Raw genomic sequence first — 15656 nt, 5'->3', positions numbered from 1 at the left:
GGCCGCCGTCGCGCAATCGGACAGTACGACGCGCGCTCGGCCGCAGGTGTCCGGATGGGAAGATCCGGAACTTCCGAAACCGAGATCACCCGACGGCTCCATCCGGCCGGCAGCCAGGGGCCGTTGGTCCGGCACCGGAGGTACGCTGGCAGGCATGACCGAGGGGCCCGTCGCACAGACCGCGGAGGGGCCGGTCCGCGGCATCCGGCGCGATGACGGGAGCACGGCGTTCCTCGGCATCCCGTACGCGGCGGCGCCCACCGGGAAGCGGCGCTTCCAGCCCCCGCAGCCGGTCACGCCCTGGACCGATCCGCTGGATGCGACGGCATACGGTCCCACCCCGCAGCGCCGCGAAGAGGACAACGCCATCATCCCCGAGCCGAGCGTGCCGGGCGCCGGCATCCTGAATCTCAACGTGTTCACGCCCGGGCTGGCTGAGCGGACCGGCGGTGCGCCCGTGCTGGTCTGGATCCACGGCGGCGGCTACTCGGCGGGGTCGGCGGCGAGTCCCTGGTACGACGGCGGCGCGTTCGCCCGCGACGGCATCGTGCTCGTGAGCATCTCGTACCGCCTGGGCTTCGACGGCTTCGGGATCATCCCAGGCGTGCCCGACAACCGCGGCGTGCGCGACTGGATCGCGGCCCTCGAGTGGGTGCAGCGCAACATCGCCTCCTTCGGCGGCGACCCCGGCCGGGTGACCATCGCGGGGCAGTCGGCCGGCGGCGGCGCGGTGCTCACGCTGTTCGGAATGCCGGGCGCGCAGCACCTGTTCCGCGCGGGGATCTCGATCAGCGGTGCCCTGGGTGATCTGCCGCGCTCGCTCGCGGCGGAGCGCAGCGAGCTGCTGGCGGAACTGGCCGGCTGCGAGCCGACGCTGGAGGGCTTCCGCAGCGTGAAGGAGCGACAGCTCACGCGGCGCCAGTACCGGGCATCCCTGCTCGGCAAGACGGGCCTGGCGGCGACCACCGCGACGCTCGTCGACGGACTCCCCTGGGGCCCGGTGATCGACGACCAGCTGATCCTGCGGCCCACCGCCGAGTCCTTCGCGGCCGGGGTGGGTGCCCACAAGCCGCTGATGCTGGGCGCCACCGACGACGAGTTCACGATGGTCTTCGACCGTGCGCCGTGGTTCCTGCGCTTCGTGCCCGTCTCCGTGGCGCTGCGCGTGCTCGAGAAGGCCGGTGCGCTGCGTCGCGGCTGGCGCCGGGCCAACCGTGCCCGCCGGGGTGCGGGATCGGCGATGGGACGCTTCGTCAGCGACCGCATCTTCCGGTCGCTCGTGGTGCGGCTGGCCGAGGCGCGGCGGGATGCCGGAACCTGGGTGTACCGGTTCGCCTGGCGCTCCCCCGTGAACGGATGGTCGCACCACTGCCTGGACGTGCCGTTCTGGTTCGACTGCCTGGGCTCCGACGGCGTGGCGGAGGTGGCGGGGCAGCATCCACCGCAGTCCCTCGCCGATGAGATGCACGCCGCGGCCGTCGCGTTCGTGCGCGACAACGACCCGGGGTGGCCCGCCTGGCGCACCGAGCCCGGCATGACCCGGGTCTTCGGCGACCAGCCGGCGCTCTCGCGCAGCGCCTACGACGACGCCCTGCCCCTGGTGTAGGCGAGGCGCGGGGCCTGGGGATTCGCGGGGTCACAGGTCGGGGATTCACGGGGCCCGAATCGCGGCATCCACGACACCCAGACCGCAGACCCGGACCCGCGAGGAGAGCCCGAACGACGTCCGGGCGTGTCGCGGGGCCCGAATGGCGGCGTCACTCGCGCCGAGACCGCAAAGCGGGACCCGCGAAGAGGACCCGCGCCCCGCGAAGTGCGTGGCTTCAGGGCATGGGCGCCCGAGCCGCGCGCTCAGCGCACGGGGTCGAGCAGCGGGATCTCGTAGCGGTGCGGTGTGCCGAAACGGTGCGCGGTCACCGACACGGCCTGCTCGCGCAGGAAGGTCAGCAGCTCCACGCGGCCGGCCGCGACGACCGGATTCGCGTAGATCGCCAGGCTGGGAGCCCCGTTCACCGCGGATGCCGTGGCCGCGGCATCCACGCCGATCAGACGCACCCGCGACCCGGCGTCGGCCAGTCGGCGCGCGTGCGCAGCCCACGCCGCAGCATCCTCGGTGACGGCGACGACGTCGTGCGCGCCCAGCCAGCCGACCACCGCACCAGGCAGAGCGGATGCCGCACTCACCGTCACCCGCGAGCGCGCCCGCAGACCCGCGGCGACCACGCGCACGAGCTCTGCCACGCGCGAGCCCTCGTACCGGATCGTCACCGGCAGCGCCTGGTACCGCAGCGCGTTCTGCTCGGTGACCAGGCCCGTGGCGTCGCGGACGATGCCGAACTCCGCTGCCCACGCGTCGATGTCGGTCGCCAGCGCACCGCGCAGCCACGCGGCGTCACCACCGTCGATCTCGTCCACGGCATCGCCCAGCTTCGCCGCCGACAGACCGAGCTCGTCCAGTGGACGGGTGGTCTGCACGGGAGCATCCGTCCACTCCGACAGGCCGACCAGGTAGTTCGGGCCGCCGGCCTTGGAGCCGGCGCCGACGGCGGCCTTCTTCCAGCCGCCGAACGGCTGGCGCTGCACGATCGCGCCGGTGGTGCCGCGGTTGACGTACACGTTGCCGGCCTGGATCGTGGCGAGCCACTGCTGGATCTCGTCGTCGTCGAGGGAGTGGATGCCGCTGGTGAGGCCGTAGTCGATGTCGTTCACGATGTCGATCGCCTCGGCCAGCGTCTCGGCGGTCATGATGCCGAGCACGGGACCGAAGTACTCGACGCGGTGGAACTCGCTGCCGCGTGCGACGCCGTCGCGGATGCCGGGGCGCCACAGCTGCCCGGCCTCATCGAGCTTCTCGGGCTTCAGCATCCACGACTGGCCGGGGTGCAGTTCGGTCAGGGCACTGAGAAGCTTGCCCTCGGCCGGTCCGATCAGCGGGCCGATGCGGTTGGAGCCGTCTTCGGGCATGCCGACCTCGTACGAGCGCACGGCATCGATCAACTGGCGGCGGAAGCGCTCCGACTTCGCGGCGGAGCCGACCAGCACCACCAGCGAGGCGGCCGAGCACTTCTGACCCGCATGGCCGAACGCCGAGTAGGCGACGTCCTTTGCGGCGAGATCGAGGTCGGCCGACGGGGTGACGATGATGGCGTTCTTGCCGCTGGTCTCGGCCAGCAGCGGCAGGTCCTGCCGGAAGCCGCGGAACAGCTCGGCGGTCTCGTAGCCGCCGGTGAGGATCACGCGGCCCACGGCCGGGTCGCTGACCAGCTTCGTACCCAGCTCGCGCCCGTCGAGCTGCACGTACTGCAGCACGTCGCGCGGCACGCCGGCCTCCCAGAGAGCCTCGATCATGACGGCGCCGGAGCGGCGGGCCTGACGGGCGGGCTTGATGATCACCGGGGAGCCGGTGGCCAGCGCCGACAGGGTGGAGCCGGCGGGGATGGCGACCGGGAAGTTCCACGGCGGGGTGACGACCGTGAGCCCGACCGCGTGCATCTGGGCGCCGTCGACGTCGGCGAGCGCCTTCGCGCTCTCGGCGTAGTAGTGCGCGAAGTCGATGGCCTCGGAGACCTCGGGGTCGCCCTGCTCGATGACCTTGCCGGCTTCGGAGCCCATCACCTCGAGCAGGTCGGCGCGACGCGCCTCGAGCACGTCGCCCGCGCGGTGCAGGATCTCGGCGCGGCCGTCGGCGCCCAGCGCGCGCCAGGCCTCGCCCGCCGCGACACCGGCAGCGATCCGGTCGTCCACCTCGGCAACGGTCGAGAGGGTGTTCGCGGCGACGGTGTCGTCGCCGAGGTCCGAGGCGGCCATGCGGGAGCGGATGCCGTCGGCCCAGGCGCGGTTGGCGGCCAGCGACGGGTCGGTGTCGGGAGTGTTCACGAAGCCGTCGCGCGGCGCCGGAGCTGCCGGGAGCTGCCGGTTCTGGGTGCGGTTCGACGCGGGCACCTCGGTGGGGATGGTGGCGATGGATGCCAGGAAGCGGTCCTTCTCGCGCTCGAACAGCGCCGGATCGGCATCCAGATCGAACACGGCCGACATGAAGTTCTCCTGGCTCGCGCCCTCTTCCAGCCGGCGGATCAGGTACGCGATCGCGACGTCGAACTCGTCGGGGTGCACGACCGGCGTGTAGAGCAGCAGCGAGCCGACGGTGCGCTTGACGACCTGGGCCTGAGCGGAGGCCATGCCCAGCAGCATCTCGAACTCGACGGGCTGGGTCCCTGATCCTGTCGAAGAGGTGACGCCGCGCTGCTGTGCGAGCAGCCAGGCCAGCGCGATGTCGAAGAGGTTGTGGCCGGCGACGCCGATGCGCACGTTCGCGGTGTGCTCGGGGCGCAGCGCGTAGTCGAGCACGGCCTTGTACGACGAGTCGGACTCCTGCTTGCTCGACCAGGTGGCCAGCGGCCAGCCGTGGGTCTCGGCGTCGACGTTCTCCATCGGCAGGTTGGCGCCCTTGACGACGCGCACCTTGATCGGGGCGCCGCCGTCGGCGACGCGCTTCGCCGCCCACTCCTGCAGGCGCATCATGGCGGAGAGCGCGTCGGGCAGGTAGGCCTGCAGCACGATGCCGGCCTCGAGACTCTTGAACTCGGGACGGTCGAGAATGCCGGTGAAGACCGCGATCGTCAGGTCGAGGTCCTTGTACTCCTCCATGTCGAGGTTGATGAACTTCTTCGCGCCACGGGCGGGCTTGGCCGCGATCTCGTACAGCGGGTGCAGCGCGGTGATGGCATCCGCCACCGCCTGGTCGAAAGCCCACGGGCTGTGCGGGGCGACCGTGGAGGACACCTTGATCGAGACGTAGTCGACGTCGTCGCGCAGCAGCAGGCGGCGGGTGCCCTCCAGGCGGCGGACGGCCTCGTCCTTGCCGAGGATGGCCTCGCCGAGCAGGTTGATGTTGAGCTTCACCCCCTGCGTCTCACGGATGTGCTTGATGGCCGCGCCGAGCTTCTCGTCCCGCGCGTCGACGATCAGGTGGCGCACCATCTGCCGCAGCACCGCGCGCGCCGACGGCACGACGATGCCGGGGAGCATCCCCGCGGTCGCGCCGCCCAGGCCGATCGCGCCGCGCATGATGCCGGGGAGGAACGCGGGGGTCAGCGGCACGAGCTCCTTCAGCTTGGCCGCGGCGACCTTCAGGTCCTCCGGACGTACCACGCCGTCGACGAAGCCGACGGTGAAGTCCAGCCCGTGCGGATCTCGCAGCACGCCGGCGAGACGGGTGCCTGCGGCATCCACCGGCACCTCGCGACTCTCGACGAGCCACTTCCTCACCAGCGCGACGGCGTCGTCGGCGAGTGCGGAAAGTTCGGAGACGGATGCTTCGTCAGCGGGCGCGGAGGTGCTCATGCTCTCAGGATGCCTCCGAAGACCCTCTGTGAAAAGCGATGTTTAATGCACGATAATGTTCGACATGTCCGAATGATCCGGGAGGCCGAATGTTCGAGCTCCGCCGCCTGCGGCTGCTGCACGAGTTGGCGCTGCGCGGAACGATCGCCGAGGTGGCGGCATCCCTCTCCTACTCCCCCTCGACCGTGTCGCAGCAGCTCAACCTGCTCGAGCGCGACGCCGGCGTCGCGCTGCTGGAGCCGGACGGCCGACGGGTGCGGCTCACCCCGCAGGGACGGATGCTGGCCGAGCACGCCGCGCGCGCCCTGGAGCTCGACGAGGCAGCACGAGCGGCACTGGCCGCGCACGCCGGCTGGGAGACGGTGCGGCTGGCGGCCATGCCCACCGCGGCCGAGACGATCGTGCCCGCCGCGCTCACCGCCCTGGCCGAACGCGCCCCGGGCCTGCGGGTCGAGCTGGCCGAGCTGCCGCCGGAGGAGAGCCTGTTCGAGCTGTGGGCCCGGCGCTTCGACCTGGTGATCGCCGAGCAGTACCCTGGCTACTCGCGCGAGCTGCGCGACGGCGTGGAGCACGACCTGCTCGGCGAGGACCCGATCCGCATCGTGCTGCCGCCGTGGCAGCATCCGCTCCCGCTGCATGAGCTGCGCGACCGCGCGTGGGTGATGGAGCCGCCGGGAACCGCGGCCAGGCAGTGGGCCGTGCAGCAGTGCCGGGCGGCGGGCTTCGAGCCCGATGTGCGCTTCGAGGCCGCCGACCTCACCGCGCACGTGCGACTGGTGGCATCCGGCCACGCCGTCGGCATGCTGCCCGACCTGATCTGGGGCGACGAGCCCAGTCCGCTGACGGTCGCGGAGCTGCCCGGCTCGCCGGTGCGCGAGGTGTTCACCGCCGTGCGCTCGTCCTCCCACGGCGACGAATCGGTCACCCTGGTGCGCGACGCGCTGCGCGAGGCCCTCACCGCGCACCGCCGCGTGGCGCCGTAGATCCCGTCTTATGGCTTGGGGGTCAGAGCGGGCGCACTCTCGCGTGCGGGATGCGCGCCTGCATCACCCGGATCGCCTCGGGGCTCGAGTCGACCAGCACGGCGTCGCGACCGAGGGCCGACGCCACGGCCCCGGTGGTCCCCGATCCGGCGAAGAGGTCCAGCACTCGGTCGCCGGGCCGGGATGACGCCTGCACGATGCGGCGCAGGATGCCCTCAGGCTTCTGCGTCGGATAGCCGGTCTTCTCGCGCCCGGTGGTCGGCACGATCGTGTGCCACCACACGTCGGTGGGCAGCTTTCCGCGCGCGGCCTTCTCGGGGGTCACCAGGCCCGGCGCCATGTAGGGCTCGCGATCCACGGCGTCCGAGTCGAAGAAGTGCCCGCCCGGGGTCTTGACGTACACCAGGATCGTGTCGTGCTTGGTGGGCCAGCGCCGCCGCGATTTGGCGCCGTAGTCGTACGCCCAGATCAGCTCGTTCAGGAACGCGTCGCGCCCGAACACGGCATCCAGCATCACCTTGGCGTAGTGCGCCTCGCGGTAGTCCAGGTGCAGGTACAGGGTGCCGTCGTCGGCGAGCAGCCGCCATGCCTCCTCCAGCCGGGGCATGAGGAACGCGCCGTAGTCGTCGAAGCGGTCGTCGTAGGCGCGCAGCATCCCGCGCACCCGCTCATACGCGTGCCCGTGGAAGCCGTGCCGCACCTCGCCCTCGGGATCGCCACCCGCCCGCCGGGCCGTGACGACCTGCCGCTCCTGGGTGCGGCCGGTGTTGAACGGCGGGTCCAGGTAGACGAGGGTGAAGGATCCGGATGCCAGGGTGCCGGCCGCCGCGAGGTTGTCGCCCGCGATGATCTCGACGGCGCCGGGTCCTTCGACAGGCTCAGGGACCCCAGAAGAAGAACGCTCCGAGCGACTCACGGGACGCGGTGCAGCCACGCATCGGTCGAGAACTTCGAGGTCACCAGCGCCTCGGCATCGGCGTACTCGTCCGGCGTGATCGCACCGTCCTCCGCGCCGGTCAGCGCGCGGAAGGTCTCCTTGAACCGCGAGATGATCTCGGCTCTCTCCATGCCGGTCTGCGTGCGCAGCGGGTCGACGCGCTTGGCCGCCGACACCGTGCCCTTGTCGCTGAGCTTCTCGCGGCCGATGCGCAGCACCTCGGTCATGGTCTGGCCGTCGATGTCGTACGAGATCGTGGCATGGTGCAGCACGCCGCCGTTGGCGAGGCGCTTCTGCGCGGCGCCGCCGATCTTGCCCGTGGGCGAGGCGATGTCGTTGAGCGGCTGGTAGGTCGCGTCGACGCCGACCGCGCGCAGAGCCTGCAGCACCCAGTCGTCCAGGAACGCGTAGGAGTCGGCGAAGGTCATGCCCTGCACGAGGGAGGCCGGCACGTACAGGGAGTAGGTGATGATCTGGCCCGCGGCCATCATCATCGCGCCACCGCCCGAGATGCGACGGACGACGTCGAACCCGTGACGAGCCGCCCCGTCGGGGTCGACCTCGTTGCGGTACGACTGGAACGACCCGATCACCACGGCCGACTCGTCCCACTCCCAGATGCGCAGTGTGGGCCGGCGGCGCCCCTCGCCCACGCGCGAGGTGAGCACCTCGTCGAGGGCAAGATTCATGCGCGGTGAGACGGCCTTCTCGTGCACGATCTCCCAGTCGAAGTCCGTCCACCCCGGCGCGGTCACGAGCGCGCGGCGCACCGCAGTGCCCACCGCCTCGGGTGAGAATCCCAGCAGCGCGGCGCCCTCGGGCAGCGCCGCACGCACGGCGGCAGCGATGGTGGAGGCATCTGCTTCGACCGGCATCCCCTCGACGGCGGCGTTGATCGCCTCGAGCGCCGTGTCGGGCTCGAGGAAGAAGTCGCCCGCCAGCCGGAAGTCCCGGATCAGGCCGTCCTGCACCTCGAGATCGACGACGACGAGCTTTCCACCGGGAACCTTGTACTCACCATGCACGGCTCCAGCTTAACCGCGCGCTCTCAGGCGCGGATCGTCGGGTCGGGCAGGTCGGTGTCGATGCGGGGCTTGCGTCCGCGCGAGGCCCGCATCCACACGAAGAATCCGACGATCGTGAACCCGCCGTAGAACAGGTACATGAAGGCGGTCGCGTAGTACCCGGCCGAGAACAGCAGCGGCACGCCCACGGCATCCACCGCGACCCAGATCAGCCAGAACTCCACCCAGCCCTTGGCCATCGCCCACGTCGCCAGCAGTGAGCCGACGAAGGTCCAGGCGTCGCTCCACACCGGCTCGTAGGAGCCGAGCATCCGGAAGATCGGCGTCAGCACCGCGGTGCCGAGCAGCAGCGCGCCGATCAGCAGCACCCGGGTGCGCCCCGAGGCCCACCGCGGCACCACTGCATGGCCCTCGCCGTCACGGGCCTGGCGCCACCGCACCCAGCCGTAGATCGACACCGCGATGAACATCACCTGGCGTCCGGCCTGACCGAACAGGTTGGCGGTGTGGTCGGTGCCGAAGACGCTGCCCAGGAACACCGTCAGCAGCAGGGCGTTGCCGACGATGCCGACCGGCCAGGCCCAGACCCGGCGGCGCATCGCACCGAGAGCGGATGCCAGCCCGAACACGTTCCCGATCACCTCGCGCACGAGCAGTGTGGACGAGCCGACCGGGATCTGCGCGTTGAAGGCTTCCAGTAGCCAGTGCAGGAACCCGCTCACCGCGCACTCGCCGCGGGAAAGCGACGGTCGAGCCACGCGAGCACGTCGGCGCGCACCTGCTCCTGCTGCAGCTCGTTGAAGATCTCGTGCCTGGCGTCCGGGTACACCAGCGTCGTCACGTCGCTGAGGCCCGAGCGGTTCTTGTAGGCGTCGGCGAGCTTGTGCACGCTGCGCGGACCGCCGACCGGGTCGTCGCCGCCGACCAGCAGCAGCACGGGCACGTCGCGGGATGAGGCGAGATCCTTCTTCGGCCGGCCGTACATGCGCGCGGCTTCAATGGGCCCGAACAGCTTCAGCAGCGGCGTCTCGACCGTGAGCGGGTCGTCGCGGAACTCCTGCCAGACGGCGGCGTCGCGCGAGAGCCACTCCAGGCCGTCGGCATCCGGTCCCGCCCACCTCGCGTTCAGCGGGAGCGCGTTCAGGTCGGCGGGGGTGCGGTAGGCCGAGCCGGAGAGGATGACGGCGTCGTACGCCTCCGGATGCTGATTCACCAGCATCTGCGCCAGGAACGAGCCCCACGAATGCCCCAGCAGCACCAGCGGCAGCCCGGGCCGCTCATCGCGGATGAGCTCGGTGAGCTGCCAGCAGGCGGCGACGGTCGCGCGCATGCCGCCGCGGCCGAGGCGCCCGAGCCCGGCGGGCCCGTTCCACTGCCGGATGCCGGTGCGTCCGTGCCCGCGGTGATCGTCGGCGTACACGTGGAACCCGGCGGCGGTGAGCGCCTCGATGAGAGCGGGGTAGCGCCCGGCGTGCTCGCCGACGCCGTGCAGCAGCTGCACGACGCCGCGTGCGGGCGCCGCCGCCTCGTGCACGTCGTAGACGATGGCCACCCCGTGGGCGTCGGTGAACTCAGGCATGCCCTGAGTCTACGGAGCCGTCCCGGTCCGCGGTGGCGGTCTCCTCGCGTCGTCGGACGCTCAGGCCGCGCCGGTGCGTGCGCCGTCGAGGGCTGCGATGATCGCGCGCGCCGTGTCGCGGTCGGTCACCTCGTGACCGCCGCCGCCGTCATCGGCGGAGCCCAGGCGCACGGCCTCCCCCGCGCGGTCGGCCGGCACGGTGCGCTTGGCGGAGAAGTGCACGGCGTCGACGCCGGTCGCCGCGACCCGCGCAACGGTCTGCGCATCGATTCCGCCGCCGGCCATGATCTCGATCCGTCCGTCGGCCTCGGCGACCAGTCGCCGCAGCACGTCGACGCCGTCCACCGCGCGCGAGGCTCCGCCCGATGTGAGCACCCGACGAAGTCCCAGGCGGCGCGCGGTGCGCAGCGCCGCGATCGGATCGGGCGTCACGTCGATGACGCGGTGCAGGGTGACGGATGCCGCACCTGCGGCGTCGACGATGCGCGCCAGCGCGTCATCGTCGAGAGCGCCGGTGGCATCCTGGCAGCCGACCACCACGCCGTGCGCGCCTGCGGAGACGGCATCCCGCACGTCGCGCAGCATGATCTCCGTCGCATCCGGCCCATAGCGGAAGCCGCCCGCTCGCGGGCGGATGAGCACGTGCACCTCGGGCCCGTCGTCGCCCGCGGCGGCCAGCACGCTCTCCAGCATCCCGCGCGACGGCGTCAGTCCGCCCAGCGCGAGCGCCTGCGCCAGCTCGACGCGTGCTGCGCCGACCTCGGCGGCGATGCGCATACCGGCGGGATTCTGAACGGCGATCTCGAAGGCGAGGGACACGAGAGCCATTTTCACACTCGGAGTCGCCCAGCGCGAGATTCTGAACATTTTTTTCACATTGACGATCGCCTGCGAACTTAGTTAGGCTATCTAAGTAATGACTGAGGACTTCGACGCCACCGCATCCGAGCTCCGATTCGCCCTCTTCCGCCTGACCCGCCGCCTGCGCCGCGTGCGGGCCGTCGACGCGATGAGCGACGCGCAGCTCGCCGCCCTCGGCGCCCTGCGGGCGCACGGCCGCCGCACGATCTCGGGGCTGGCCGAGCACGAGCGGGTGACCGCCCCCACGATGAGCGCCACCGTGAGCGGCCTGGAGGAGCTCGGCCTGGTCAGGCGGGTTCCCGACGAGGACGACCGGCGGCGCGTGCACGTCGAGCTCACCGAGCAGGGCGAGAAGCTGGTGATCGCCACCATCCGCCGCCGGGACGAGGCCCTGGCCGAGATGATCCGCGAACTCGACCTGGATGACGGCGAGCTGGCCACTCTGCGGGCTGCGGCGGCGGTGCTGCGGAAGGTGGCCGAATCATGACCGGCATGTTCCGCTCCTTCCGGTCGTTCAACTACCGCACGTGGTTCCTCGGGGCGATCGTGTCCAACATCGGTGGCTGGATGCAGGCCACCGCGCAGGACTGGGTCGTGCTCACCGAGCTGACCGACAACGACGCCACCGCGATGGGCGCCACCATGGCGCTGCAGTTCGGGCCTCCCCTGGTGCTGGTCGGCGTGACCGGATGGGTCGCCGACCGGTTCGACCGGCGCAGGATCCTGCTGACAACGCAGTCCACCCTGATGGTGCTGGCCGTCGGCGTGGCCGTGATGCTGCTGACCGGGGTGATGACCCTGCCGCTGATGCTCTGCTTCGCCGCGGCGTTCGGCGTCACCAACGCCTTCGACGCCCCCGCGCGCCAGGCGTTCGTCTCGGACATGGTCAGCATCGAGGACACCTCCAACGCGGTGGCGCTGAACTCGGCGTCGTTCAACATGGCCCGCCTGATCGGTCCGGCCGTCGGCGGCCTGGCCATCGTGGCCCTGGGATCGGGCTGGGTGTTCGTCGCGAACGCGGTGACGTTCCTGGCGATGCTGATCGCGCTGATGCTGATCCGTCGCAACGAGCTGATGCCGCGCGCCAAGAGCTCCCGCCGGAGCGGCGGGCTGGGCGCGGGTTTCCGGTACGTGCTCAGCCGTCCCGACCTGAAGGTCGTGTTCGTGATGGTGTTCCTGATCGGCGCGTTCGGCATGAACTTCCCGATCTTCGCCTCGACCATGGCGCTGGAGTTCCACCAGGGCGCCGACGGCTACGGCGTGCTCAGCTCTGTGCTGGCGATCGGCTCGCTCGCCGGCGCCCTGCTCGCGGCACGACGCGATCGGGCCCGGGTGCGGGTGATCGTGCTGTCGGCGGCCGGGTTCGGCGCGGCATCCATCGTCTCGGCCCTGATGCCGAGCTACTGGACGTACGGCGCCGTGCTGGTGTTCGTGGGCTTCTCGACGGTGACCATGCTCACCACCGCGAACGGGTACGTGCAGACCACGACCGACGCCGCGCTGCGCGGCCGCGTGCTGGCGCTGTACATGGCCGTCGTGATGGGCTCCACCCCGATCGGCGCGCCGATCGCGGGCTGGGTGGCCGACCAGTTCGGGCCGCGGATGGCCATCACCGTCGGCGGGGTCGCGGGACTGCTCGCCTGCGCGATCGGCGTCGCGTGGATGCTGTGGTCGGGCCGGCTGCACCGCACCGAGCGCACCCGGTTCCTGCTGACGCTGGACGAGACCAGGCCGCTGTCGGTGGTGAGGGCCATGTCGTCGACGTTCGACGAGAAGACCGCGGCGACCATGCCGATCAGGCTGCCCGACAAGGGAGCGGAGTGAGCCGCACGCGGCATCCGCGGCGGCTGATGGCGGCGCTGGGCGCCCTCACCGCCTTCGGCCCCATCTCGCTGGACGTGTACCTGCCGTCGCTGCCCGCGCTGGGCGCCGAGTTCACCGCTCCCGAGTCGCTGTCGCAGCTGACGATGAGCGCCTGCATGATCGGCCTCGCGATCGGCCAGCTGCTGTGGGGGCCGATCAGCGACCGGTTCGGCCGGCGGATGCCGCTGATCGTGGCCATCGCGGGCTTCGCGATCACCTCGGTGGCGTGCGCCTTCGCGCCGTCGATCGAGGTGCTGATCGGCATCCGGGTGGTGCAGGGGCTGTGCGGTGCGGCCGGGATGGTGATCGCCCGCGCGGTGGTGCACGACCTGTTCGCGGGGGCCGACGCCGTGGCGGCGTTCTCCACGCTCGCCGCGGTGATGGGCGTGGCGCCGGTGCTCGCGCCGCTGATCGGCGGCGCCGTGGCGGCCTTCTCCGGCTGGCGCGCGGTGTTCCTGGCCCTTGCGGTGATCGGACTGCTGCTGCTCGCGGTGGCGGCGTTCGCGGTGCCCGAGTCTCTGGCATCCGGCGAGCGCACCTCCGGCGGGGTCGGGAACGATCTGCGCGGTCTGGGATCGGCGCTGCGCAACGGTCCGTTCATGGTCGCGGCGGTCACACTCGGGATCGCCTCGATCGCGCTGTTCACGTACCTGCAGCTGTCGCCGTTCGTGCTGCAGACGCAGTACGGGCTGAGCGCTCAGGGCTTCGCGCTGGTCTTCGCGGTGAACGCGGTCGGGATCACGCTCGCCGCGAACCTCAACCGACGACTCGCACGCCTGATGCCGGGAAGCCGGATCGTGCGCTGGTCGCTGTCGATCGGCGTCGCCGGCGCGCTCGCGCTGACCCTGGCCGGGATGCTGCAGTCGCCGTTGCCCTGGCTGCTGGTGCCGCTGTTCGCGGCCATCTGCACGCAGGGCGTGAACAATCCGGCCCTCACGGCGATCGCGCTCGGGCACATCAGGCACCGCGCGGGGTCGGCGTCCGCCGTGCTCGGCACGCTCTCGATGCTGCTGGGCGCCTTCGCGCCGCCGCTGGTGTCACTGATCGGCGTCTCGGCGACGACGCTCGGTGCGACCATGCTGGCGGCGTTCGCGGCGGGCTTGGCGCTCGTGCTGATCGCATCGCGGACGCAGCCTGGGCGCGATTGACCTGTTCTCGCCTGAGTGCCCCTGTTCCCGCGCGACCGCGCTGGCTACCGTAAGGGGCATGAGCGGAAACAGGAATGAGCCGCAGGTGCTCCGATGGGTGTTCTGGCCCGCCGCGGCGATCGTCGTCGCGTTCGCGCTGTTCGCACTGCTGGCGCCGCATATCGCGGAAGCCATGTTCCAGGCGATCCAGAGCACGATCGTGAACGCGTTCAACTGGTACTACGTGCTGATCGCCGCCTTCTTCGTGGCGTTCTGCCTGTTCCTCGGCTTCAGCCGCTTCGGCGACATCAAGCTGGGCCGCGACGACGAGGAGCCGGAGTTCTCGCTGATGAGCTGGTTCTCGCTGCTGTTCGCCGCTGGCATGGGGATCGGCCTGGTCTTCTACGGCGTCAGCGAGCCGCTCTCGCACTTCACCGCGCCGCGGCCGGGCGTCACCGGCACACCGGAGCAGCTCGCCCAGGCGGCGCTCGGCCAGACCTACCTGCACTGGGGCGTGCACGCCTGGTCGATCTACGTCGTCATCGGCCTGGCCCTGGCCTACGCCATCCACCGACGCCGCCGGCCGGTCTCGATCCGCTGGACCCTCGAGCCGCTGCTGGGAAAGCGGGTCGAGGGCGGCTGGGGCCACGCTATCGACGTGATCGCCCTGGTGGGCACGCTGTTCGGCGTCGCCACCTCGCTGGGACTGGGCGTGATCCAGATGAGCTCGGGCCTGCACTCCGCCGGCATCGCCGACCCGAACGAGCCGACGCAGGTGGTGCTGATCCTGGTGATCTCGGTGTTCGTGCTGATGTCCGTGCTCTCCGGCGTGACCAAGGGCATGAAGTGGCTCTCGAATGCCAACCTCGTGCTGGCCGGGGTGCTCGTGGTCTACCTGCTGGCCGCCGGCCCCACGGAGTTCCTGCTGCGCGAGTTCGTGCAGTCGATCGGCTACTACATCCAGAACTTCGTGGGCCTCTCGTTCAACGTCAGCGCGTTCCAGGGCGCCACGGGTGAGCAGTGGCAGGCGTCGTGGACGTCGTTCTACTGGGGATGGTGGATCTCGTGGGCGCCGTTCGTGGGGATCTTCATCGCCAGGGTCTCCAAGGGCCGCAGCGTGCGCGAGTTCGTCATCGGCGTGATCCTGGTGCCCACGCTGCTGGGCGTGCTGTGGTTCTCGGTGCTGGGCGGCTCGGCGCTGGCGATGGAGCTCGCCGACCCGGGCTCGCTGACCGGCCCCGACGGCAGGGTCGACCTGCAGGGCGCCCTGTTCGCCCTGCTGCAGCACGTGCCGGGAGCGCTGGTGGTGAGCATCGGCGCCATCGTGCTGCTGGCGATCTTCTTCATCACGTCGGCGGATTCCGGCGCACTGGTGATGGGCATGATCGCGACCGGCGGCAAGCCCGAGCCCCGGCGCTGGATCCGCACCTTCTTCGTCGTGATCACCGCCCTGCTGGCGATCTCGCTGCTGCTCTCCGGCGGGCTGAACGCCCTGCAGACGGCGGCGATCACCATCGCGCTGCCGTTCAGCGTCGTCATGCTGCTGATCTGCTGGTCGACCGTGGTCGCATTCACCCGTGAGCGCCGCGCGTACGCCAAGGCCGAGCGCGCCCAGTTCATCGACCGGATCGGCGAGTACTACGGTCTCGAGGTCGAGTCCCACGACGAGCGGGGCGTGCTGGGCGCGCAGCCGCGCTGGATGCGCCGGCTGCAGCGCACGTTCGGCCTGCCCGTCGCGCCCACGGATCCGATCCGGATCACACCCGGTGCGCTGTCGCTGGAGAGCACCGTGGATGCCTCGCCGTCGACTCTCGATGTCGACGAGCTCGTCGGCGAGGACGAGCTGGCCGGGCTGGACGACCCCGACGTGCCGCAGCAGGATGCCGGGCCGTTCCTGAAGGACTGATCGCTGTCAACGCCCTGCCCGCGCGGCGGGTG

The 15656-nt window shown here is 71.1% G+C and carries 12 protein-coding genes; 6 read left to right on the top strand and 6 right to left on the bottom strand.

The window, feature by feature from the left end; translation table 11 throughout:
* The first annotated feature begins 154 nt into the window (after window positions 1–154).
* Entirely contained in the window at window positions 155–1606 is a 1452-nt protein-coding gene (locus tag Q9R19_RS11205; RefSeq protein ID WP_311256467.1) for a carboxylesterase family protein, read from the top strand.
* A gap of 245 nt (window positions 1607–1851) precedes the next feature.
* Here Q9R19_RS11205 and Q9R19_RS11200 read toward each other — a convergent pair whose 3' ends face one another.
* Window positions 1852–5343 carry a bifunctional proline dehydrogenase/L-glutamate gamma-semialdehyde dehydrogenase gene (locus Q9R19_RS11200; protein WP_311256466.1) on the bottom strand — a complete coding sequence of 1164 codons (3492 nt, stop codon included), beginning with the start codon at window positions 5341–5343 and terminating at the stop codon, window positions 1852–1854.
* Between the two features lie 89 nt (window positions 5344–5432).
* On the opposite strand from Q9R19_RS11200, the gene Q9R19_RS11195 reads away from it, so the two are divergent.
* Window positions 5433–6326, top strand: coding sequence for a LysR family transcriptional regulator (locus tag Q9R19_RS11195; RefSeq protein ID WP_311256465.1), 894 nt, complete (start codon window positions 5433–5435; stop codon window positions 6324–6326).
* 22 nt (window positions 6327–6348) lie between these two features.
* Here Q9R19_RS11195 and Q9R19_RS11190 read toward each other — a convergent pair whose 3' ends face one another.
* From Q9R19_RS11190 to Q9R19_RS11170, 5 genes are read right to left on the bottom strand one after another with little or no spacing between them, the layout of a single operon-like run.
* Window positions 6349–7242 carry a site-specific DNA-methyltransferase gene (locus Q9R19_RS11190; protein ID WP_311256464.1) on the bottom strand — a complete coding sequence of 298 codons (894 nt, stop codon included), beginning with the start codon at window positions 7240–7242 and terminating at the stop codon, window positions 6349–6351.
* Window positions 7239–8288 carry a lipoyl protein ligase domain-containing protein gene (locus Q9R19_RS11185; RefSeq protein WP_311256463.1) on the bottom strand — a complete coding sequence of 350 codons (1050 nt, stop codon included), beginning with the start codon at window positions 8286–8288 and terminating at the stop codon, window positions 7239–7241. Before Q9R19_RS11185 ends, Q9R19_RS11190 begins: the two co-directional genes overlap by 4 nt.
* Window positions 8289–8311: 23 nt before the next feature.
* Window positions 8312–9010 (bottom strand): nicotinamide riboside transporter PnuC, encoded by a 699-nt coding sequence (gene pnuC / locus Q9R19_RS11180; protein ID WP_311256462.1) that lies wholly within the window; start codon window positions 9008–9010, stop codon window positions 8312–8314.
* Window positions 9007–9867 carry an alpha/beta hydrolase gene (locus tag Q9R19_RS11175; protein WP_311256461.1) on the bottom strand — a complete coding sequence of 287 codons (861 nt, stop codon included), beginning with the start codon at window positions 9865–9867 and terminating at the stop codon, window positions 9007–9009. Before Q9R19_RS11175 ends, pnuC begins: the two co-directional genes overlap by 4 nt.
* A 60-nt stretch (window positions 9868–9927) precedes the next feature.
* On the bottom strand, window positions 9928–10695 hold the full coding sequence (locus tag Q9R19_RS11170; protein WP_311256460.1) for a copper homeostasis protein CutC: 768 nt from the start codon (window positions 10693–10695) through the stop codon (window positions 9928–9930).
* A gap of 88 nt (window positions 10696–10783) precedes the next feature.
* Here Q9R19_RS11170 and Q9R19_RS11165 point away from each other — a divergent pair, with 88 nt between their 5' ends.
* The 4 genes from Q9R19_RS11165 to Q9R19_RS11150 are packed head-to-tail and all read left to right on the top strand — an operon-like array spanning window position 10784 to window position 15624.
* Window positions 10784–11215, top strand: a complete 432-nt coding sequence (locus tag Q9R19_RS11165) for a MarR family transcriptional regulator (RefSeq protein ID WP_311256459.1) — start codon at window positions 10784–10786, stop codon at window positions 11213–11215.
* Between the two features lie 5 nt (window positions 11216–11220).
* Window positions 11221–12552, top strand: coding sequence for an MFS transporter (locus Q9R19_RS11160; RefSeq protein WP_311256542.1), 1332 nt, complete (start codon window positions 11221–11223; stop codon window positions 12550–12552).
* Window positions 12549–13739 (top strand): multidrug effflux MFS transporter, encoded by a 1191-nt coding sequence (locus Q9R19_RS11155; RefSeq protein ID WP_311256458.1) that lies wholly within the window; start codon window positions 12549–12551, stop codon window positions 13737–13739. The genes Q9R19_RS11160 and Q9R19_RS11155 overlap by 4 nt, the downstream gene beginning before the upstream one ends.
* Before the next feature lie 58 nt (window positions 13740–13797).
* Window positions 13798–15624, top strand: a complete 1827-nt coding sequence (locus tag Q9R19_RS11150) for a BCCT family transporter (RefSeq protein ID WP_311256457.1) — start codon at window positions 13798–13800, stop codon at window positions 15622–15624.
* Window positions 15625–15656: the final 32 nt, after the last annotated feature.

The sequence above is a fragment of the Microbacterium sp. ARD32 genome (assembly GCF_031844385.1).
Taxonomy (GTDB): Bacteria; Actinomycetota; Actinomycetes; order Actinomycetales; family Microbacteriaceae; genus Microbacterium.
The sequence above is the reverse complement of the archived record's forward strand: the minus strand, read 5'-3'. Positions and strand labels throughout refer to the sequence as shown.